The 19,945-nt window shown below is 71.5% G+C and carries 15 protein-coding genes and 1 pseudogene; 14 read left to right on the top strand and 2 right to left on the bottom strand.

Annotated features, from left to right (window positions below):
- Positions 1-116: 116 nt before the first annotated feature.
- The gene (locus PZE19_RS24330) at positions 117-1,874 is read right to left on the bottom strand and encodes a rhomboid family intramembrane serine protease (RefSeq protein ID WP_277863202.1); all 1,758 of its coding nucleotides are present in this window, start codon (positions 1,872-1,874) and stop codon (positions 117-119) included.
- A 131-nt stretch (positions 1,875-2,005) separates the two neighbouring features.
- On the opposite strand from PZE19_RS24330, the gene PZE19_RS24335 reads away from it, so the two are divergent.
- The 11 genes from PZE19_RS24335 (at position 2,006) to PZE19_RS24385 (ending at position 12,469) form a co-directional block, all read left to right on the top strand.
- Positions 2,006-2,791, top strand: coding sequence for an MlaE family ABC transporter permease (locus tag PZE19_RS24335; RefSeq protein ID WP_277863203.1), 786 nt, complete (start codon positions 2,006-2,008; stop codon positions 2,789-2,791).
- Between the two features lie 143 nt (positions 2,792-2,934).
- Positions 2,935-3,384 (top strand): hypothetical protein, encoded by a 450-nt coding sequence (locus tag PZE19_RS24340; protein WP_277863204.1) that lies wholly within the window; start codon positions 2,935-2,937, stop codon positions 3,382-3,384.
- 162 nt (positions 3,385-3,546) lie between these two features.
- Positions 3,547-4,749 carry an L-2-hydroxyglutarate dehydrogenase gene (gene lhgO, locus PZE19_RS24345; protein ID WP_277863205.1) on the top strand — a complete coding sequence of 401 codons (1,203 nt, stop codon included), beginning with the start codon at positions 3,547-3,549 and terminating at the stop codon, positions 4,747-4,749.
- 61 nt (positions 4,750-4,810) lie between these two features.
- Positions 4,811-5,854, top strand: coding sequence for a D-2-hydroxyacid dehydrogenase (locus PZE19_RS24350; RefSeq protein WP_277863206.1), 1,044 nt, complete (start codon positions 4,811-4,813; stop codon positions 5,852-5,854).
- 28 nt (positions 5,855-5,882) lie between these two features.
- Positions 5,883-7,187: a nickel pincer cofactor-dependent isomerase, group 22 gene (locus PZE19_RS24355; RefSeq protein ID WP_277863207.1), complete on the top strand. Its 1,305-nt coding sequence runs from the start codon at positions 5,883-5,885 to the stop codon at positions 7,185-7,187.
- Positions 7,184-8,017, top strand: coding sequence for an HAD family hydrolase (locus PZE19_RS24360; protein ID WP_277863208.1), 834 nt, complete (start codon positions 7,184-7,186; stop codon positions 8,015-8,017). The genes PZE19_RS24355 and PZE19_RS24360 overlap by 4 nt, the downstream gene beginning before the upstream one ends.
- A gap of 202 nt (positions 8,018-8,219) precedes the next feature.
- Positions 8,220-9,317, top strand: coding sequence for a DUF1559 family PulG-like putative transporter (locus PZE19_RS24365; RefSeq protein WP_277863209.1), 1,098 nt, complete (start codon positions 8,220-8,222; stop codon positions 9,315-9,317).
- A gap of 98 nt (positions 9,318-9,415) precedes the next feature.
- Positions 9,416-9,841, top strand: a complete 426-nt coding sequence (locus PZE19_RS24370) for a hypothetical protein (RefSeq protein ID WP_277863210.1) — start codon at positions 9,416-9,418, stop codon at positions 9,839-9,841.
- 106 nt (positions 9,842-9,947) lie between these two features.
- Entirely contained in the window at positions 9,948-11,060 is a 1,113-nt protein-coding gene (locus PZE19_RS24375; protein WP_277863211.1) for a DUF1559 family PulG-like putative transporter, read from the top strand.
- 12 nt (positions 11,061-11,072) lie between these two features.
- Complete coding sequence (locus PZE19_RS24380; RefSeq protein ID WP_277863212.1) at positions 11,073-11,864, top strand: endonuclease/exonuclease/phosphatase family protein; 792 nt, start codon at positions 11,073-11,075, stop codon at positions 11,862-11,864.
- A gap of 20 nt (positions 11,865-11,884) precedes the next feature.
- Positions 11,885-12,469 (top strand): NUDIX hydrolase, encoded by a 585-nt coding sequence (locus tag PZE19_RS24385; RefSeq protein WP_277863213.1) that lies wholly within the window; start codon positions 11,885-11,887, stop codon positions 12,467-12,469.
- A 4-nt stretch (positions 12,470-12,473) separates the two neighbouring features.
- Here PZE19_RS24385 and PZE19_RS24390 read toward each other — a convergent pair whose 3' ends face one another.
- Positions 12,474-13,721 carry a S1C family serine protease gene (locus tag PZE19_RS24390; RefSeq protein WP_277863214.1) on the bottom strand — a complete coding sequence of 416 codons (1,248 nt, stop codon included), beginning with the start codon at positions 13,719-13,721 and terminating at the stop codon, positions 12,474-12,476.
- A gap of 235 nt (positions 13,722-13,956) precedes the next feature.
- On the opposite strand from PZE19_RS24390, the gene PZE19_RS24395 reads away from it, so the two are divergent.
- The 3 genes and pseudogenes from PZE19_RS24395 (at position 13,957) to PZE19_RS24405 (ending at position 19,907) form a co-directional block, all read left to right on the top strand.
- Positions 13,957-14,370, top strand: a complete 414-nt coding sequence (locus tag PZE19_RS24395; protein ID WP_277863215.1) for a hypothetical protein — start codon at positions 13,957-13,959, stop codon at positions 14,368-14,370.
- A gap of 358 nt (positions 14,371-14,728) precedes the next feature.
- Positions 14,729-16,066, top strand: a pseudogene (locus PZE19_RS24400) (carboxymuconolactone decarboxylase family protein); the annotation flags it as partial.
- Between the two features lie 112 nt (positions 16,067-16,178).
- On the top strand, positions 16,179-19,907 hold the full coding sequence (locus tag PZE19_RS24405) for a PVC-type heme-binding CxxCH protein (RefSeq protein ID WP_277863217.1): 3,729 nt from the start codon (positions 16,179-16,181) through the stop codon (positions 19,905-19,907).
- Positions 19,908-19,945 lie beyond the last annotated feature (38 nt).

Genomic DNA, 19,945 nt, shown 5'->3' on the forward strand with positions numbered 1-19,945 from the left:
CGGCGTCGGTCTCGCCCCCCGGAACGTCCCGGGGGGCTCGCGGCCGGCGTGATCGTAGCACGCGGCTCTGGATGCAGGCAATCCGCCGGGCGCGAAGTCCCCGCGGCCACCGAGGATCAGGGCTCGGGGCCGTCCTCGGCCGGCTCCTCGGCCCCTCCTCCGCCGTTTTCGCGGACGAACGCCCGCTCGCGGTCGCCCCAGTCCTTCTCAAGCCGGGCCATGTCGGCGGCGCGCGCCAGGAAGCCCTCCGGGCCCTCGATCCAGTCGCGGTCGCCCGACTCGCGGAACCGCCGGACGGCCTCCACGCCGGCCACCTGCTGGCGCTGGGCCGAGGCCAGCAGCCGCGCCACCTCCGCCAGCCTCGGCTCGGGCGTCCACAGCCGCGCGACCTCGACCAGGTTGGTCCGGCCCTCGCGTTCGAGCCGCGCGAGCAGCTCGGGGAACCGCGATTTCCGCTCGGCCTCGTCATTGGCCTTGAGCAGCGCGAAGATCTCGCGGTTCCCATCCGCCGTCTCGCGGAACCGCTCGTAGACGGGCTGGAACTGGATCGCGAAATCCTGGAATCGGTCCGCCGGCGAGATCGTGGCCGCGCGCCAGCGGACGGCCCCCGCGCCGAGCCCGATCACGGCGACCGTCACCAGCGCCGCCAGGGCGGCCGAGCGGGCCAGGCCCCCGGCGTCCGCCTTCCGCGGCCAGGCGGGCGCGAGCACCAGGCCGGCCAGGAAGCCGGTGGCCAGGCCCCCGAGGTGGGCGGCCTGGTCGATCCCGGTGGCGACCGCGCCGAAGACCGTGTTGAACGCGACGAAGCTCAGGCCGCTGGACCGGAGCGAGGCCAGCACCGTCGGCGGAACGGCCCGGCGGCGGACGAGCAGGAAGGCGAGCAGGGCGCCGAGCACCCCGAAGATCGCCCCCGAGGCGCCCACGCTGACCCGCGCCGGGGGGACCGCCATGCTGGCGACCGCCCCGCCGACGCCGGCCGCCAGGTACACCGCGGCGAACCGGACGTTGCCGTAGAGCCGCTCGACGAGCGGCCCGACGTTCATCAGGCACCACATGTTCATCGCCAAATGGAACAGACCGCCGTGCAGGAAGACGCTCGCCGGCAGACGCCAGGGCTCGCCCCGGAGCGTCACGCGGACGGCGTCGTTGGCCCCCCAGGCGAGCAGGTCTTCGAGCGAGGGGCTCATCGGGTCGACGCCTCTCGCCACCATGGCCACGTACACCAGCACGCATGCGGCGAACATCGCGCGGGTGACGAAGGCCATCGGCGTCGCGGCGAACAGGTCATCGCGGAACTGCGCCTTGTGCTCGCCGAACGCCCGCAGGTTGGCGTCGACCACGACGACCTTCGGGAGCGCCTCGGCCACGCGGCGGGCCAGCTCGGGGTCGACGGCCGGGGCCTCGCCGGTCCGCGCCGCGAGCGCGAGGCTGCGCAGGGCCGTCGCCAGGGCGTCGACGAGGCCGGGCGGCGCCCCCGGCATCGGCACGACGACGCCCCGCCCGAGATCCAGCCCCGGCGTCCCGGACGCGGAGGACGGGGCCGCGTCGTGGCCGACGTCCTCATAGGCCGCAGCGCGGCCGTTGAACATCGCTCGCGCGCCGGCGGGGCCGCCGGGGGCCGCCTCCACCCGTTCGAACCAGATGATCCGGTGGGTCGTGAGCAGGGCGGGCGCCGGCCCCTCGCCGACCGTGGCGACCAGCAGCTCGCCCGGGGCGCGGGGGAAGACGAGGCCGGCCGCGACCCCCAGGTCCTGCCGCGTCAACCGGGGCGAGAGTCGGACGTCGGGGAACGCTCCGAGGGGGGCGAAGGACGCCAGCACGAGCACGTTCCAGGGGCGGATCGCCGCCTCCGCCTCACCCCCCACTTCCATCATCGTCGCCAGGACCTTTCCGGATCGCCGTCCAGCCGCGGCGAGGATGCTGCTCCGAGTCGTCCTGCATTGTCGGTATCCTGGTGTGCGGCGTAAAGGCGGGTTGCGGGCGCGGTCGGGGGGCGGGACGAGCCATGAAGACGCTGATCCTCGGGTCGCTCGCCCGCGCCGGCCGGTTCCCGGCCTTCGCGGCCCGGACCCTGCTGGCGGTCCCGCCCGCCCTGCTCCGCCGCGGCGGCGAGGTCGCCCGGCTGTTCGAGCAGGTCGCGGTGCGGAGCCTGCCGATCGTGGCGGGCGCCGGCCTGAGCGTCGGCCTGGTGACGTGGTTCCAGACCCACCGGCTGCTGGCCGCCCACGGCGCGGAGGCGGCGCTGCCGAGCTTCCTGGCGGTGGCCGTCGTGGTCGAGCTGGGGCCGCTGCTGGCGGGCGTGCTCGCGGCCGGTCGCGTCGGCGCGGGGCTCGCGGCCGAGATGGGGGTCATGTCCCTCAACGAGGAGATCGACGCCCGGATCGTCCTGGGCGCCGACCCGATCGCCGGCCTGGTCGCCCCCCGGGTGATCGCCTGCATCCTGGCGGTGCCGCTGCTGACCGTCCTGGTCGACGCCTCGGCCCTGGTCGGGGCGCTGGCCGCCGAGGGGATGGCCGGCAACCTCTCGCCCCAACTGTTCTGGCGGCAGTCGCTGGTCTTCCTGCGGCTCTCGGACGTGATCCCGGCCACGCTCAAGACCGCCGTCTTCGGCCTGATGGTCGGCCTCGTCGGCTGCTGGGTGGGGCTGGAATCCGAGCGCTCGGCCGAGGCCGTCGGCCGCGCCGCCACCCGGGGCGTCGTGGCGTCGACGCTGGCCGTCTTCGCCGCCAACGTCGCCCTGGTCCCGTTCATCCCCTGGGCGACGGGCCTGATGGGGCTGGCGGGGCTGTGAGGGGGAGGATCCCGAAGGTTCGAGGAGAAGGCGTCGGGGTCTGGAGCGGCCGATTCGCGGCGAATGGGCGTCGCCGTGGTCGGGCGTGCGGTAGAATGGAGGAGGTTGCGACGGTCCCGCCCATCCTTGAGGTTGATCCCACCATGCGACGTCTCGCCCTGATGGTCTCGGCCGCCGCCCTCTGGACCTCCTCGCCGGCCTTCGGCCAGGCGGTCTCCGGCGGCCCCGCGGTCGGTTCGTACCGCGTCAGCGACTACTTCGCCGCGCCGGGGATGTACGGCACGAGCTACGGCGTCGCCAGCTACGGCGTGCCGCGGACTTACACGTCGTTCTCGGCCCAGCCCTGGTCGTCGTACTACGGCAGCAACCTCCCCTCGCCCGGGTACATGCCGGGCCGGTTCGGCGTGGGCCTGTGGCGGCCCGGGTTCGTCGCGCCGGGTTACGTCTACGGCGCCCCGACGGCCGCCGGCTCGTACCGGACCTTCCCGGTCGTCGCGGGCACGGGCCTGACGCCCGACCAGATCGCCCCGCCGCCGCCGATCGGCGTCTACGCGCCGGCCCTGGGCCCGGGCGTCGGCCTGTACGGCGAGTGAGCCGGCCGCCCCCGGCCGGCGTCGATCCCCCGCGAGCCGGGGGGAGGTCTTGTGTCGGCGGCGGCCGTCAAGGATGATGAGGGCCGCGGTCCGGCTCGCCGGGGAGGCCCCAGCGGCCCTGATCCCCGGGCCGCACCGGGGATCTCGAAGGCGAGGAAGACGTTGATAGCAACCGATGTGGCGATCGTCGGTGGGGGGATCGTCGGCCTGGCGACCGCCTACCAGCTCACCCGGACCCTCCCTCGGAGCCGCGTGGTCGTGCTGGAGAAGGAGGCCGACGTCGGCCGCCACCAGACCGGGCACAACTCGGGCGTGCTCCATTCCGGCATCTACTACAAGCCGGGCTCCCTCAAGGCGATCAACTGCCGCCTCGGCAAGAAGCTGATGGAGGAGTTCTGCGCCGCCGAGGGGATCCCCTACGAGATCTGCGGCAAGGTCATCGTGGCGATCGACGAGTCCGACCTGCCGGCCCTGGAGCGGATCTACGAGCGCGGCGTGGCCAACGGGGTCGTCTGCGAAAAGATCGACAAGGCCCGACTGGCCGAGCTGGAGCCGCACTCCGCCGGCATCCGGGCGATCCACGTCCCCGAGGCCGGCATCGTCGACTACAAGGCGGTCTGCCACCGCCTGGTCGAGCGGATCCGCGAGGCCGGCGGCCAGGTCCTCACCGACGCCCGGGTGGCGAAGATCGTCCGGACCCGCGAGAAGGCCGTCCTGACCACGGTCGCCGGCGAGCAGGTCGAGACCCAGCAGATCGTCAATTGCGCGGGGCTGCAATGCGACCGGGTCACGGCCCTCAGCGGCCAGAAGCCCGAGGTCAAGATCATCCCCTTCCGCGGCGAGTACTTCGAGCTGAAGCCCGAGGCCGCCCACCTCTGCAAGAACCTGATCTACCCCGTCCCCGACCCGGCCTTCCCGTTCCTGGGCGTCCACTTCACGCGGATGATCGAGGGGGGCGTCGAGTGCGGCCCCAACGCCGTCCTGGCCATGGGCCGCGAGGCCTACCGCAAGACCGACTTCAACCTCTCCGACGTGATGGAGACGATGGGCTACTCGGGCTTCCGGAAGCTCGCGTTCAAGTACTGGAAGACGGGCCTCGGCGAGATGTGGCGGTCGGCCAGCAAGGGGGCCTTCGTCAAGGCGCTCTCGCGGCTGGTCCCGGAGATCCGCGCCGAGCACCTGGAGCCCGCCCCGGCCGGCATCCGCGCCCAGGCCGTCGCCCCCGACGGGGGGATGGTGGACGACTTCCTGATCCAGGAGGCCGAGCACGTCATCAACGTGAACAACGCGCCGTCGCCCGCGGCGACCGCCTCGCTCAACATCGGCAAGACGATCGTCGAACGGCTCGTCCCCCGGCTGACCTGAGCCCGGCCGAGCGGTCATCCCCCTTGACGCGACCCCGACCGACGACCCCGGAGGCCCCGCCATGAACCGCCGCTCGTTCCTCGCCGCCGCGTCCGCCACGACCGCCGTCCTCGCCGCGACCGAGGCCCCGGCGGCCGCCCGGGCCGAGGGCCGGCTCAAGGTCATCGTCCCCAAGCTGCGCCCCGAGGAGATGTCCGACCTCCAGGCCGCCGCCCCCGGGCTCGACCTGATCGTCTGCGGGGGCGAGGACGAGGCCGTCGCCCGCGTCGCCGAGGCGCAGGGGCTCTGTTACATAGTCACCCCGCGCGTCCTCCGCGCCGGGGCCAAGTCGCTGCAATGGGCCCAGAACCCCAGCGCGGGCGTCGAGCACCTGATGGGGATCCCCGAGCTGGTCGAAGGCCCCATCGTCCTGACCAACATGCAGCGCGCCTTCGCCCCCGAGATCGCCGACCAGGCGCTCGCGTACCTGCTGGCCTTCACCCGCGACATCCCCCACTTCCTGCGCGACAACGCCGAGAAGCGCTGGGGCGACCGTCGCCGCGGGGTCGTGCTCGAGGAGCTGGCGGGCAAGACGATGGTCGTCGTCGGCCTGGGCGGGATCGGCACCGAGATCGCCCGCCGGGCCTACGGCTTCGGCGTTCGGGTCGTCGCCACCGACCCCAAGGTCTGGGAGCGTCCCCTATTCGTCGACGAGCTGCACAAGCCGGAGAAGCTCCACGACCTGCTGCCGACGGCCGACGTCGTCGCCAGCGCCGTGCCGCTGACTAAGGCGTCGACGAAGCTGATCGGCGCCAAGGAATTCGGCCTGATGAAGCAGGGCGCGATCCTGATCAACGTGTCGCGCGGCAAGGTCGTCGACACCGATGCCCTGGTCGCCGCGCTCGACTCGGGCAAGGTCGCGGCGGCGGGCCTCGACGTGACCGACCCCGAGCCCCTGCCCGACGGCCACCCGCTCTGGTCGCGCAACGTCATCATCACCCCCCACACCGCCGGCCAGTCCCCCGGCGGCGAGCGGCGGCGGCACGAGATCCTCCGCGAGAACCTCCGCCGCTTCGCCGCCGGCGAGACCCTGCTCAACGTCGTCGACAAGAAGGCCGGATATTGATCGGTCCACAACCCCAGGCCTCCGCACCATGAACCTGCCACCGATCGCGCGCGTCCGCCAGAGCTACTCCCAACCCCGCGTGGAGGACGTCCCCGGGACGGTCCGTCGCCTGATCCACGAGAGCCGGATCCGCGAGCGCGTGCCGGCCGGCGGCACGATCGCCGTCGGCGTCGGCAGCCGGGGCATCAAGGGGATCGGCCTGATGGCCCGCGCGGCCGTCGACGCGCTCAAGGAGCTGGGCTACCGGCCGTTCATCGTCGCCGCGATGGGGAGCCACGGCGGCGCCACGCCCGACGGCCAGCGCGAGCTGCTCGCCGGCTACGACGTCACGACCGAGTCGATGGGCGTCCCCGTGAAGACCGAGATGGACACCGTCGTCCTGGGGACCAACCCCGTCGGCCTGCCGATCTACTTCGACAAGAACGCCTACGAGGCCGACGGCATCGTCCTGCTCAACCGCGTGAAGCCCCACTCCGACTTCCACGCGACGTACGAGTCGGGGATCGTCAAGATGATGACCATCGGCCTGGGCAAGCGCGACGGCGCGACCCAGGTCCACAAGTTGGGCCTCCGCGGGCTCCAGGAGGTCCTGCCCGCGGTCGGCCGGTTCCTCGTCGCGAACACCAAATTCGCCCTCGGCCTGGCCATCCTGGAGAACGCCCGCGACGAGACCGCCGAGATCGTCCCGCTGGAGCCGGAGAATCTCTTCGAGCTGGAGCCCGGCCTGGTCCACAGGGCCCGCGAGCTGATGGGCCGGCTGCCGTTCGACCAGATCGACCTGCTGGTGGTCGGCGAGCTGGGCAAGAACTACTCGGGCGCCGGCATGGACCCCAACGTCATCGGCCGGCTCATGATCGAGACCCAGGCCGATTTCCCGCGGCCCGTCGTCACCCGCCTGGTCGTGCTCGACGTCTCCGACGAGAGCCACGGCAACATCGTCGGCGTGGGCTTCGCCGACCTGACCACCGAGCGGCTGGTCGCGAAGGTCGACCAGGAGGCCTTCCGGATCAACGTCCTGACCTCCTGCTGCCTGGAGCGGGCGCGGATCCCGATCACCCTGGCCACCGACCGCGAGGTGATCGAGAAGGCCCTCGAGACCTGCTGGCGGATCGACCCGGCCGAGGCCCGCATCGTGGTGATCCCCAACAGCCTGGAGACCGACGAGCTGTGGATCTCGCGGCCCCTGGAGCAGGAGGTCGTCGCCAATCCCGCCCTGAAGCGGGAGACCGACTACCTGCCGATGCCGATCGACGCCGAGGGCCGCCTGGACCAGGTCGGCCTCTTCCCGCACAGCGTGCAGGGGCGTCGGGCCGCAAGGGCCGCGCAGGCATGAGCCGGCCTCGATACCGGATGCTGGCCCTGGACGTCGACGGCACCCTGCTCAACCGCTGGGGCGAGCTGTTGCCGAGCACCAAGGCCGCCGTCGCCCGCGCCGCGGCGGCCGGGATCCGGCCGATCCTCTGCACCGGCCGGCGCTACCGCCGCGCCTGGCCGGTGGCGGAGATGCTGGGCCTCGACGCGCCGATCGTCTGCAATTCCGGCTCGATCGTGAAGGAGCCCTCCGACGACCGGACGCTCTGGCGCGCCGACCTCGACCCGGGGCTCGCCGCCGCCCTGCTCGACCTCTTCCGCGAGCACGGCCACGATGTCGTCGCCTTCAACGACCGTCCCCACGACCAGCCCGACTTCCGGGTCTCGCGCCACCCTTCGGGACGGGGGCCGTTCGACGATTACGTGGGCCAGAACCTCTCCCACGCCGAGATCGCCGCCGACTGGGCCGCCGGGCCCTTCTTCCACGTCTGCGCCGTCGGGTTGCGCGAGGAGATGCTCGCGTTCCAGAGCCACGTGCTCGACGCCTTCGGCGACCGGGTGCGGACGTTCGTCCAGAAGAGCCCGCGCTACGCCGGGACGATGTGCGAGGTCATCCGGGCGGACGCGAGCAAGTGGTCGGCCGTGCTCCACGTCGCCGAGCAATGGGGCGTGGCCCCCGAGGAGATCTGCGCCGTGGGCGACGACGTCAACGACGTGCCGATGATCCGCGGCGCGGGCCTCGGCGTCGCCATGGGCCACGCCGCCCCCGAGGTCCTCGCCGCCGCCGACCTGGTCGTCCCCGACCATGACAACGACGGGGTCGCGGCGCTCATCGACGGCCGCCTGCTCTGAGCCGCGCCAACCTCGATATCTTCATCGCCGCTTCATCATTTCACGCTTGAAACCGTCGCCGCGTGGAGGTTAGACTCCTGCCGCGACGAGTCACGATCCACGCGCCCGGCGACGCCGCCCGGACGCCCGGAGGGCTCGTCCCCGCCCCCCCCTCAGCCCTGGCAACATCCCCCCAAAAATCGATCGACGGAGGACGCCGGCCATGTCCCGGAATACGCGCAGCGGTTTCACGCTCATCGAGCTTCTGGTCGTGATCGCGATCATCGCGGTGCTGATCGCGCTGTTGCTGCCCGCGGTGCAGTCGGCCCGCGAGGCCGCCCGGCGGGCCCAGTGCGTCAACAACCTCAAGCAGCTCGGGCTGGCCGCGCACAACTTCGAATCGACCAACGGCTTCTTCCCGCCCGGCTTCGGCGCGACGCCGACGATCGCCGTGCCGCTGTATCCCCGGCCGACGCCCCTGGTGACGATGCTCGGATACCTGGAAGGATCGAACCTCTACAACACTTACAACTTTCAGCACAACCTCAACGGCATCTTCAATCAGACGGTCAACAACCCGAACTACACGGCGGGCAGCCAGCTCATCTCGGCGTACATCTGCCCGTCCGACCCGTCGAACGTCAAGTTCGGCGGCTTCATCGGCTACAACAACTACTTCGGGTCGATCGGCGGCACCGCCTGCGCCGAGCTGGGCGCGCCGCCGGCCGGTTATGCGGCCAACAAGACCGAGGTCGACACCAGCCAGGCCGGCCTGTTCAACGTCCGGCTCGACTACGGCGCCCCGGCGCAGGTGGGCGGGGCCAACAATCCCGACTACCAGAAGGTGATCGGCCCCACGACCATCGCCTCGATCAGCGACGGCACGAGCAACACGTCGATGTTCTCCGAGACCGTCCGCTCGGTCTCCAGCACGAACGCCGTGACCGAGGTGCCCGTGACGAGCCCCCTGAACGTCTTCGGGATCGCGGCCGGCTCGTTCACCACCAGCGTCATTCCGCCCGTCGAGACCTGCATCGCCGGCGGCCGCGTGCGCTATCGCGGCCAGCAGTATTATCGCGGGATCGCCCCGATGGCCTTCTTCGCGCACACGCAGACGCCCAACCCCAGGACGTTCGACTGCGCCAACAGCAGCGACTACGTCTGCGCCCACATCGCGGCCCGGAGCACCCACTCGGGCGGCGTGAACGTCTCGTTCGCCGACGGCTCGGTCCGCTTCGTCAAGGATTCGGTCAATCCCGCGACCTGGCGGGCCCTCGGCACCAAGGCCGGCGGCGAGGTCGTCAGCTCCGACGCCTACTGAGCCCGGACCGCTTGGCGATCGACACGAGCCCGCGCGGACGGGATCGGGGATTGACCTCCGACCCAGCCCGGCGGGCGGCCCCTTCGAGGTGCAACCTGATGAAGACCTGGATCCGATGCCTCGCCCTGCTGTTCGCCTCGGCGATCGTCGCCGGCTGCGGCGACCCCGCGAGCGGCCCCCCCACGGCCGACAAGTCCGAGGAGATGAACCTGGAGCAGGTCGCCGAGATGCTCCGCGAGTTCCAGCTCAACAATGGGAAGCCGCCCAAGAACCTCAAGGAGCTAAAGGCCAACCCCGGCGGTGCCCTCGGCGGCGTGGAACTCGTGGCCTCCGGGGCGGTCGTCGTCCCCTTCGGCGTCACCCTCCCCGACACCAAGGAAGAGCCCGGCGGCAGCCCCAACGAGGAGGTCCTGGCCTACGGCAAAGACGTCCCCACACAGGGAGGCGCCGTCCTGCTCCTCAACCGCACGGTCAGGCGCATGACCGCCGACGAGTTCAAGGCCGCCACCCTAGCCATGCCCTGACCGCCGGGGGTCGTTGAATCCCCGACCAGCGCGAGCTAGGCTCAAGGTCGTCGCCCTTGCCGTGGGTGGGGCGATTCTCCGACAGCCTCGTCAAGGGAGGACGATGATGACGCCTCGGCGACCGCACCGCGGGATCACGCTCCTCGAAGTCGTCGCGGTGATCTTCATCCTCCTGGTGCTCGTCGCGCTCATACTCCCCGCGCTCGGGCCTGCGAGCGACCTGTCCCGACGCGCGCGGTGCATCAACAATCTCAAGCAGATGGCCCTGGCGACGCTCAATTACGAGTCCGCCCACGGCGTCTTCCCGCCGGCGTTCGGACCGTCGCCCACGATCGAGGTCTTGAATTATCCGCGAGCGTCGGTCCAGGTCGCGATCCTGCCGTTTCTGGGCGGGATCGAAGAGGTTAGGCTCTACGACGGCTTCAATTTCCGCTTCGGACTTCAGGGGGTTGCGGATCACCCGAATCAAGATCCCAACCTCACCGCGGCGAGCACTCAGGTTTCCACTTTCATTTGCCCGTCCGACCCCGCCGAGGCGAAGTTGCAGGGGAGGATCGGCTTCGACAATTACTTCGCGTCGATCGGCGCGACGGCCTGCGCCGAGCTAGGGCCCGCGCCACCCCACTACCCCGCCAACATGGTTGAGACCGACGTCCGTCTGGCCGGGATCTTCAACGTGACGCTCGACCACGCCGCGCCAGCCGTCCTTCCGGACGGGTCGTACAACCCCGACTACCGCAAGGTCGCGGGATGGTCGACGATCGCCTCGGCGACCGACGGGACGGCCGCAACTTCACTATTCTCCGAGACGCTCCGCTCGGCGTCGGTGCATGGCGAAGCGGAATCGATCGCGGCCGACAGCCTGCGGAACGTCTACGGCGTCTCGACAGCCTCTTTCACGACCCCCGCCCCACCATCGCCCGCGACCTGCCGCGAGGGGCGGCGGATCGCCTACCGCGGCCAGCAGTATTATCGAGCCTCCGCCGCCACGTCCTTCTATTCGCACACGATGACGCCGAACGCTCCCGTCTCCGACTGCGCCAACGTCGATTCCGACTTCGTCGCCGGCCATACCGCCGCGCGGAGCGCACACCCCGGCGGCGTGGATGTCGGCCTCGCGGACGGCTCGGTCCGCTTCATCAAAAACACCATCGACCCGGCGGTCTGGCGTGCCCTGGGCACGAAGGCCGGCGGCGAAAAGATCCCCGCCGACTACTAGGAACCCCGCCCGATGACCACGCGCCTCCGGACGATCGCACTCGCCCTCCTCGCCTTCTCCGCCGCCTCGACCCTCGCCGACGAGCCGAAGCAACTACGCATCCTGAGCTACAACATCCACCACGGCGAGGGGATGGACGGCAAGCTCGACCTGGAGCGGATCGCCAAGGTCATCACGGCCGTCGAGCCCCACGTCGTCGCCCTGCAGGAGGTCGACCGCGGCTGCAAGCGCACCCAGGGCGTCGACGAACCCGGCGAGCTGGGCCGCCTGACCGGGATGACCCCGATCTTCGAGCGGAACATCGTGTTCCAGGGGGGCGACTACGGCAACGCCGTCCTGACCCGCCTTCCCGTGACCGCCTGGCGCAACGTCCACGTCCCGTCGCACTACGTCGGCGAGCAGCGCGGGGCGCTCGTCGTCGAATTGACGGCCCCCGATGCGAAGAAGACGCCGATCCGCTTCATGGCGACCCACATCGACTACCGCCCCGACGACGCCGAACGTATGGACTCGGTCAAGAAGCTCGAAGAGGTCGCCCGCGAGCACCCCGACCTGCCCACACTCCTCGTCGGCGACCTCAACTCCCGTCCCGACACCCGCGTAATGCGGGCGTTCGGCGAGAACTGGACCCGCACCGACACGGCCCCCCTCCTCACCTTCCCCGCCGACAAGCCCGACCGCCAGATCGATTACGTCCTCGTCCGCCCCGCCCCCCGCTGGAAGGTCGTCGAATCCCGCGTCCTCGACGAGCCCGTCGCCTCCGACCACCGGCCCTTGCTGGTGGTGCTGGAACTGGTGGATTGACCGACGTACAATCTCAACCCATGAAAGACGACTCGACTCAACCTGCCTCCTGGTCGCACGTGGACGAGGGGCGGCATGACCGGACGATCGAGGAGAACTGGCTGTTCACGCTCCGCAAGGAGCGGTTCCGGTCGCGGCTCTCCGGGCTGACGCACGACTTCTTCGTGATCCGCCTGGCCGACGCGGTGCACGCGGTCGCGATCACGACCGAGGGCGAGGTGCTGTTCGTCCGCCAGTTCCGGGCCGGGTCGGGGCGCGACAGCCTGGAGACCCCGGGCGGGCTCGTCGACCCGAACGAGGATCCGCTCGTCGCCGGCCCTCGCGAGCTGCTGGAGGAGACCGGGTACGCCGGCGACCCGCCCGAGCTGGTCGGGACGCTCTGGTCGAACCCGTCGCTGGTGACCTCGCGGACCACGACCATCGTGATCCGGAACGCCCGCAAGGTGGCCGAGCCCAAGCTCGACCATACCGAGGAGCTGACCGTCGAGAAGGTCCCGGCGCGGGACGTCCTCGGGCTGATCCGCCAGGGCCGCGTCGACCACGCGCTGGTGGTCGCGGGACTCCTCTGGTGGCTGACGACCGAGGCCAACCCCGCGCGGGTCTGAAGGGTCAGGACGACTTGCCGAGCTGGACGGGGACGTCGACCGGCTGGCCCTCGCGGACGAGGGTGATCCGCACGGTCTCGCCGGGCTGATGCTTCTCGACCTCGGTCAGCAGCTCGTCGACCGACTTCACCCGCTTGTGATCGACGGCGACGATCAGGTCCGCCGAGTCGGGGTCCAGCGAGCGCCGGACGAAGCCAGGCCCCAGCCGCTCGATCTTGACCTGGATCGGCCGGATGCCGGCGCGTTCGGCCGGGCCGCCCTCGGCGACCGCCAGGACGAGCAGCCCCTCCTCGGTCGTGTAGACGCGGGCGACGCCCAGCTCGGCGCGGGTCACGCGGCCGTCGTCGATGAGCTGGCGGAGGATGCGCGCGATCGAGTTGATCGGCACCGCGAAGCTGACCCCCGCCGACTGGCCGACGCTGCTGACGATGGCCGTGTTCATGCCGATCACCTTCCCGCGCGCGTTCAGCAGCGGGCCCCCGGAGTTGCCCGGGTTGATCGCCGCGTCGGTCTGGATGATCCCCTTGATCATCCGGCCGTTCTTGGCCTTGAGCGAGCGGTCGAGGCTGCTGACGACCCCCGTGGTGAGCGTGCGCTCCAGGCCGAAGGGGTTGCCGATCGCCATGATCTTCTGGCCCACCAGCAGCCGCGAGGAGTCGCCGAGGGACACGGGATGGAGCTTCTCGGCGTCGACCTCGACCTTGAGCACGGCGACGTCGTTCGAGGCGTCGACGCCGACGACCTTGGCCGGGTACGCCGAGCCGTCGAAGAGCGTGACGCGGACGACGTCGGCCCCCTGGACGACGTGGAAGTTCGTCAGCAGGTGCCCCTTCGTGTCGACGATGAAGCCCGAGCCGGTACCTGTGGACGTCTCCTCCCCGCCGAAGAACCCCTGGGCCTCGGATTCGGTGGTGATGTTCACCACGCTCTTGTTGACCGAGGCGTATACGAGGACGTTGTTGCGCTCCTCGGCGTCCAGATCCTTGAGGGCGTCGGGCTCCGGGATCGCGCCCGGGGCCGTCGCGCGGTCGGCCGGCTCGAGTTCGGGCGTGACCGTCGCCCGCCCCGGCGGCGCCTGGACGGCCTCGACCTCACCGCCTTGCGGGCGCGGGGGCGGGGGGGCCTGGGCGGCGATCTCGGGGCGGGGATGGGGCCGCCCGCCGAAGAGCAGCACGGCCAGGGCCAGCGTAGCCCCGGCCGTGATCAGGTGGCCGACGATCGTCGCCGTCGGGGACGTCCTGCCGTTCGTCATCGTCTTCTCCCCCGATGCATCCCTCTCGATACCCTAGCCGTGCGAATAGTATTGTAAGAGTCCCGATGCCGATGAAAAGGCCGGCTCGGCGGCGCGGCTCGTCGAGCCTGCTCGCCCCTTGCAGGGCGGGTCGGCCGCGGGTAGATTCGGCCTCATTCACAAGTCTCCACGTCAGGGAGGCGTCGCGGGCCGGGTTCCGGCCGCCTCGCCACCGTCAGGCAACTTGCGAGCGGTCATGGCGGCTCATCCCTCGATCTCGACGCGGACGAACGCAGGCGTGCTGCTGGCGCTCCTGGCGTTCGGCATGGCGTCGCCCCTCGCGGCGCGGGCCGGCTGCCTCCACCCGCCCGGCGGCGCGAGTCGTCCCGGGGCCGGCCGGCTGGACCTGCTGGCCGCCGCCGGGGCGCTGGCGATCGACGAACCGCTGAGTCCGCCGCCGCCCCGCTCGCCTTGCGACGGCCTGCGATGCTCGGGCGACCCCGCACCGACGCCCTCGCCGACGATGCTCGCGGACGTCCGGGTCGAGAGCTGGGGCTGCCTGCCGAAGGCGCCCCCGCCGCTGAATCCCGACTCCGACCACCTCCCCCCCTCCTCTTCCGCCCTGCAGTCCTCGCACGGCGGACCGGTGCCCTTCCACCCCCCGCGCTGACTCTCTGGGCCGACGACCCGCCGTCCGCCCCGTCGGCATGACCGACCGATCGTCGCCGCTGCGCCGGTGGCCGCAGAACGTCTCATTTCGCCGTCCCCGAGCCTGGGGTCGCGGTCGCGATCCCTTCGTGACGCGCCCGAAGTCGACGAACCGCCCGGCGCGACCGGAGGCGGGGCCGCGGCTCGCCCCGATACGCCGGCCGCACAAGGAACGTCGCCCTGCGCGCCGAAAGGGACCCGCAGGGGCGAGATCATCAGCTCCGACAGCCTCCAAGGACCGAATACCCATGATTCCTCCACATTTCGAAGGGACCACGATGATGAAGTCCGATCGCAAGATTCTCGCGAGCTGGCTGGCCGCCCTGATGCTCGCCACGGGCTCGGCCCGCGCCGGCGGCGGAGACGAGGGCCCGAGCACCTCGCTCCTCGACGACCTGGCCGGCTGGAAGAAGCTGCCGGCGGTCGCATTGGGCGGCGGGGGGCCGCTGCCGAGCTGGGCGAAGGCGGTGGCCGTGCGAATGCCCCGGACCGCCGCCGCGATGCTGGAACTGGACCTCGCCCAGCGCGTCCGCAGCCCGCTCGACCCCAAGCTCCGCGCCTCGTTGCGGTGGGTCGTCGCCCGCAACAACCGCTGCGCCTACTCGGAAGCCTACGCCCTCGCCGACGCCCGCCGCGCCGGGATGGACGAGGAATCCATTCGCGCCGTGACGGGCGACCCGGCGAACTGGCCGGCGGCCTACCGTGACGCGATGGAATTCGCCCGCCTGCACACGGTCGACGCGCCGACGATCCCCGACGAGCTGTTCGCCCGCCTCGTCGAGACTTACGGGGAGAAGAAGGCCGCGGCGATCGTCTTGCTCGGCGCCTACGGCAACTTCCAGGACCGCGTCGTGCTGGGCCTGAATCTGCCGATGGAGCCGTCGGGACCGCTGCCGCCGATCGACGTCGCCTTCGCCCCGGGCGCGTTCCAGTCGCAGCCGCTGCTGCCGCCCCAGGCCGACCTCAAGCCGCTGAAGGACGGCGGCGAGACGGTCGTCGAACGCGACCCGGAATGGTCGAAGCTCTCGTACGACGACCTGCAATCGCGCCTGGAGGGCCAGCGGGCGCGCACGCCTCGCCTGCCCATCCCCGCCTGGGACGAGGTCAAGAAAGGCCTGCCCCCCGAGTTCGCCACGCGGCCCACGCGGATCGTCTGGAACCTCGTCTGCTCGGGCTACGTCCCCGAACTGGCCGTCCCCTGGAGCCGGGCGACGCGGACGATGTGGGCCGAGGCGAAGCCCGACCGCGTCTTCGAGGAGAGCCTCTTCTGGATCCAGACCCGGGCCGTCCGCTGCAACTACTGCATGGGCCACTGCGAGATGCTGCTGGAGGTCGCCGGGCTGGACAAGGCGGCCATCGCCGACCGCACGCGGCGGCTCGCCGGCGACGACTGGTCGGCCTTCCCGCCCCAGGAACAGCGGGCCTACGCCTATGCCCGCAAGCTCTCGAAGGCCCCCTGGACGCTGACCGCCGCCGACTACCGCCGGCTCGAAACGGACCTCGGCCCCGACATGGGCATGGCGACCTTCTGATGGCTCTGCCGCGGCCTCTACATGACCCGGATCTCCGACGGCTTCCAGCTCCCGCTGGAGCGCGACAACGTCTTCATGGACTTCTACGGCCCCCGCGGGCCGGCCGAGAAGGCGGCGAAGAGATGACCGAGCGGGAAGCCGGGCGGCGGCGACTGGACCGTCGCGGGCCGCTCGGCCAGAATGGGGGCGTCGCCTCGCGAAGGGCGCGCCCCCTCCCCTCGATCTCGCGGAGCCGTCGATGGATCTCCTCTCTGCGTCGCCTCGCCGTCGGGCCTTGCTCTCGCTGACGTTCATCGGGGCCTGGCTGGGATCGACGCCGGCCTCGCCCGCGCAGACGAGCCCGGAGGAATCCGCGAAGAAGGTCAAGCCGGCCGAGGGCCTGCAGGCGACCCTCTGGGCGGCCGAGCCCCTGCTGTTCAACCCGACCAGCCTCGACGTCGACTCCCGGGGCCGCGTGTGGGTGGCCGAGGGGCTCAACTACCGGCTCACCCGGGGCGGCAACAAGAAGTTCCCGAAGGTCGAGGAGTCGGACAAGATCAAGATCCTGGAAGACACCGACGGCGACGGCAAGGCCGACAAGGTCACCGTCTTCGCCGACCGGATCTTCCCGATCCCGATGGGCATGGCCGTCGAGGAGCGCTACGACGATTCGGGCAAGTACCGCGGCTGCCGCGTCTACGTCGGCAACAGCCCCAACATCCTGGTGCTGGAAGACACCGACGGCGACGACAAGGCCGACAATCGCTTCAACCTCCTCACCGGCTTCGGCGGGATCGACTCCGACCACGGCGTCCACGGCATGACGCTCGGGCTCGACGGCAAGCTCTACTTCACGCACGGCGACGGCTGCTGCTCGGTCCAGGGGGACAGGTCGGAGCGCTATCAGAACTTCGACGTCGTCGACAAGTCGGGCCGGCACGTGGTCGCCGACAAGTACGCGAACACGCTCCGCGTGAACCGCGACGGCACCGAGTTCGAGGTCGTCTGCGACGGCCAGCGCAACAATTACGAGACCTGCCGCGACGCCTTCGGCAACGGCTTCACCAGCGACAACGACGACGACGGCAACCGCGGCTGCCGCGTGATCCACACCATGGACGGCGGCCGGTTCGGCTACAAGACCCCCGGCAGCCCCCGGCACTGGGGCGAGGACGTCCCGGGCATGGTCCCCAAGCTCGTCGGCACCGGCAACGGCAGCCCCTGCGGCATCGCCGTCTACGAGGGCCGGCTGCTCCCCGCCGGCTACTTCGGCGGCCTGTTCGAGGCCGAGGCCGGCACCCGGCAGATCAACTTCTTCCCGCTGACCCGGCACGGGGCCACGTTCCGCACCGAGTCCAAGGTCCTGCTCGCGAGCGACGACCCGTGGTTCCGCCCCGTCGACATGACCGTCGCCCCCGACGGCTCGGTCTTCGTCGCCGACTGGTACGACGCCGGCGTCGGCGGCCACGCCTTCGCCGACCAGGACACCGGCCGCATCTACCGCGTCGCGCCCAAGGACGATCAGCCGAAGCCCGCCAGTCCCGATTTCGCCACGATCGAGGGCCTGATCTCCGGCCTGAAGTCGCCGTGCGTCGCCACCCAGGACGCCGCGCGGCGGGGGCTGATCGCGAAGGGCGACGCCTCGGCCGAGGCGCTCCTCGGACTGGTCCGATCGGGTACGCCCGAGGAAGCCGCGCGGGCGATCTGGACCGCCTCGGCCCTGCCCAACCTGGCGACGATCGCCATCGAGATCCTCAAGCACCCCGAAACCTACCACGGCGACGACCCGCGGTTCCGCGAGCTGGCCGTGCGGATGCTGGGCCGCGACTGCCGCGACAACGGGATCGTCGAGTACAAGGACCCCGCCGCCCGCAAGGCCGCGCCGGCGCTGGCGCATCTCGACGTCTTGCTGCCGCTGGCCGCGGACCCCGACCCGGGCGTACGTCGCGAGTTGATCCTGGCCCTGCGCAACGTCCCGACCCCGAAGGTCGCCGAGGCGCTTCGCAAGCTCATCGTCGGCTGGGACGGTCGCGACCGCTGGTATCTGGAAGCCCTCGGCCTGGCGTTGGAGAAGCGTGAGGCCGAGTACGTCACGAGCCTGATGGACCCCTCGCTCTTCGGCGACTCCGGCGACCTCGACAAGCAGGCGGGCGACGACAAGGTCGCGCTGCCGCCGTACTTCCCAGTCGACCGCAACGAGGCGTTCATCCCGGCCGCCGCGGCCGAGCCCGCGGCGAACGCCACGAGCAAGTTCCTGGGCTTCCTGTGGCGGCTCCAACGCCCCGAGGCGCTTCCGGTCCTGGAGCAGATCCTGCCGAGGCTGAAGGCCCCGGGCCTCCAGCAGGCGGGCGACGACGTCTTGCGACGGGTCCGCACGCCCTACGCGGCCGACGTCGCGGCGCTGCTGGCCGAGCGAACCGACGATCCGGTCCGCCGACGGATGTTGTTCGAGATGCTGACGACCCAATTGACCGGCGCCTGGAACGAGGCGAAGGGCCGCCCGCCGGTCCTGCGGGTCATCGAGCGAGCCCTGAACGAGCCCGACTGGCGGCGGCAGGGGATCGCGATGGCCGCCGCCACCCGCGACACCCGGTACCGGTCCAGCCTGGAAGCGATCGCCGTCGACCCCGCCCAGCCCGACGAGGTCGGCGCGGCCGCCGCGGAGGCGATCGGCGTCCTGGGCGGTACTCCCGACCGCGTGCTCGCCGGCCTGATCGCGGCGGTGAAGGGCAAGCCCGAGTCGAGCGCCCGGGCCGAGGCCGCCGTCCGCACGCTGCCGAAGCTGTTCGACGCCCGCGACCGCCTCTTCGAGATCCTGGCGGACCGCACCTTCCCGGCCGCCCTGCGACGCGAGGCCCTGCGCACCGTGGCCCGGCTGCCCGGCGGCGGCATGAGGCTCGTCGAGCTGGCCCGCGGCGGCGGATTGCCCGACGACCTCAAGACCGAGGCGACGACGACGCTCCACGGCCTGGGCGACCCCCGCGTCCGCGAGGCCGCCGCGTCCGTCCTGCCGCCCCCCGCGACCTCGACCGGACGCCCGCTGCCTCCGCTCGCCGAGCTGCTCCGTCGCGAGGGCGACCCGCTTCGCGGCGAGGCGGTGTTCTTCCGCAAGCGGGAGGACGCCTTCTCCTGCGGCGCGTGCCATCGCGTGCAGGGCCGCGGCCAGTGGGTCGGCCCCGACCTCTCGACGGTCGGCACGAAATACGGCAAGGACGAGCTGCTCCGCTCGGTCCTCAACCCCAGCTCGGCGATCAGCTACAACTTCCGCTCGCTCGTCCTGGCCCTCTCCGACGGCCGGGTCCTCACCGGGCTGCCGGTCGAGGAGACGCCGCAGCGGCTGGTGATCAAGACGGCCCAGGGCGAGCGTATCGCGGTCGCCCCCGGCGACGTCGAGGAGCGGGGGGTCAGCCCGGTCTCGCTCATGCCCGAAAACCTGGCCTCGACGATGACCGATGGCGAGCTGGTCGACCTGCTCGCCTACCTGGCGACGCTCCGCAAGCCGGTGAGCGTGGTGGGCCAGTACCGCGTCGTCGGGCCGCTCGCCGAGGCCGGAGGGCCCGCGCCCGACGCGAACGGCCGGATCGACCTGGACGCCGCCGTGCCCGACGGCGCGGGGGGCACGCTCGCGTGGCGGCGGCTCGACGCCGACGCCGAGGGCCGCGTCGACTTCCAGCCGTTCGTGAAGGCCGGCGAGCGGAAGACGGCCCTGGCCTACACGCCGATCGTCTCGGCCGCGGCGCAGGAAGCGACGCTGGTCGTGGACACGGCGGCCGACGTCGCCGTCTGGCACGACGGCCGGCCCGTCGCCCTCGCGCGGGCCGACGCCGCCGCGCCGCTGACCGCGGTGCTGAACCTGCCGGCGGGCCCGGGCTCGCTGACGATCCGGGTGACGGGGGGGAAGGCGGACCAGGCCGCGATTGCGACGACCCTCGTCTCGCCTCAGCCGATCGCCTTCGACGCCGAGGCGGCCGACGCGCCCGGCCGCTGATCCTCAACCGCGTCCCCGAACGAGCCGAGACCGCATCG

Origin of the sequence: Paludisphaera mucosa (assembly GCF_029589435.1) — a bacterium.
Lineage (GTDB): Bacteria > Planctomycetota > Planctomycetia > Isosphaerales > Isosphaeraceae > Paludisphaera > Paludisphaera mucosa.

Coding starts and splice junctions, on each gene's coding strand:
- PZE19_RS24330 (WP_277863202.1), bottom strand. CDS start 1,874: ATGATGGAAGTGGGGGGTGAGGCGGAGGCGGCGATCCGCCCCTGGAAC.
- PZE19_RS24335 (WP_277863203.1), top strand. CDS start 2,006: ATGAAGACGCTGATCCTCGGGTCGCTCGCCCGCGCCGGCCGGTTCCCG.
- PZE19_RS24340 (WP_277863204.1), top strand. CDS start 2,935: ATGCGACGTCTCGCCCTGATGGTCTCGGCCGCCGCCCTCTGGACCTCC.
- PZE19_RS24350 (WP_277863206.1), top strand. CDS start 4,811: ATGAACCGCCGCTCGTTCCTCGCCGCCGCGTCCGCCACGACCGCCGTC.
- PZE19_RS24355 (WP_277863207.1), top strand. CDS start 5,883: ATGAACCTGCCACCGATCGCGCGCGTCCGCCAGAGCTACTCCCAACCC.
- PZE19_RS24360 (WP_277863208.1), top strand. CDS start 7,184: ATGAGCCGGCCTCGATACCGGATGCTGGCCCTGGACGTCGACGGCACC.
- PZE19_RS24365 (WP_277863209.1), top strand. CDS start 8,220: ATGTCCCGGAATACGCGCAGCGGTTTCACGCTCATCGAGCTTCTGGTC.
- PZE19_RS24370 (WP_277863210.1), top strand. CDS start 9,416: ATGAAGACCTGGATCCGATGCCTCGCCCTGCTGTTCGCCTCGGCGATC.
- PZE19_RS24375 (WP_277863211.1), top strand. CDS start 9,948: ATGACGCCTCGGCGACCGCACCGCGGGATCACGCTCCTCGAAGTCGTC.
- PZE19_RS24380 (WP_277863212.1), top strand. CDS start 11,073: ATGACCACGCGCCTCCGGACGATCGCACTCGCCCTCCTCGCCTTCTCC.
- PZE19_RS24385 (WP_277863213.1), top strand. CDS start 11,885: ATGAAAGACGACTCGACTCAACCTGCCTCCTGGTCGCACGTGGACGAG.
- PZE19_RS24390 (WP_277863214.1), bottom strand. CDS start 13,721: ATGACGAACGGCAGGACGTCCCCGACGGCGACGATCGTCGGCCACCTG.
- PZE19_RS24395 (WP_277863215.1), top strand. CDS start 13,957: ATGGCGGCTCATCCCTCGATCTCGACGCGGACGAACGCAGGCGTGCTG.
- PZE19_RS24405 (WP_277863217.1), top strand. CDS start 16,179: ATGGATCTCCTCTCTGCGTCGCCTCGCCGTCGGGCCTTGCTCTCGCTG.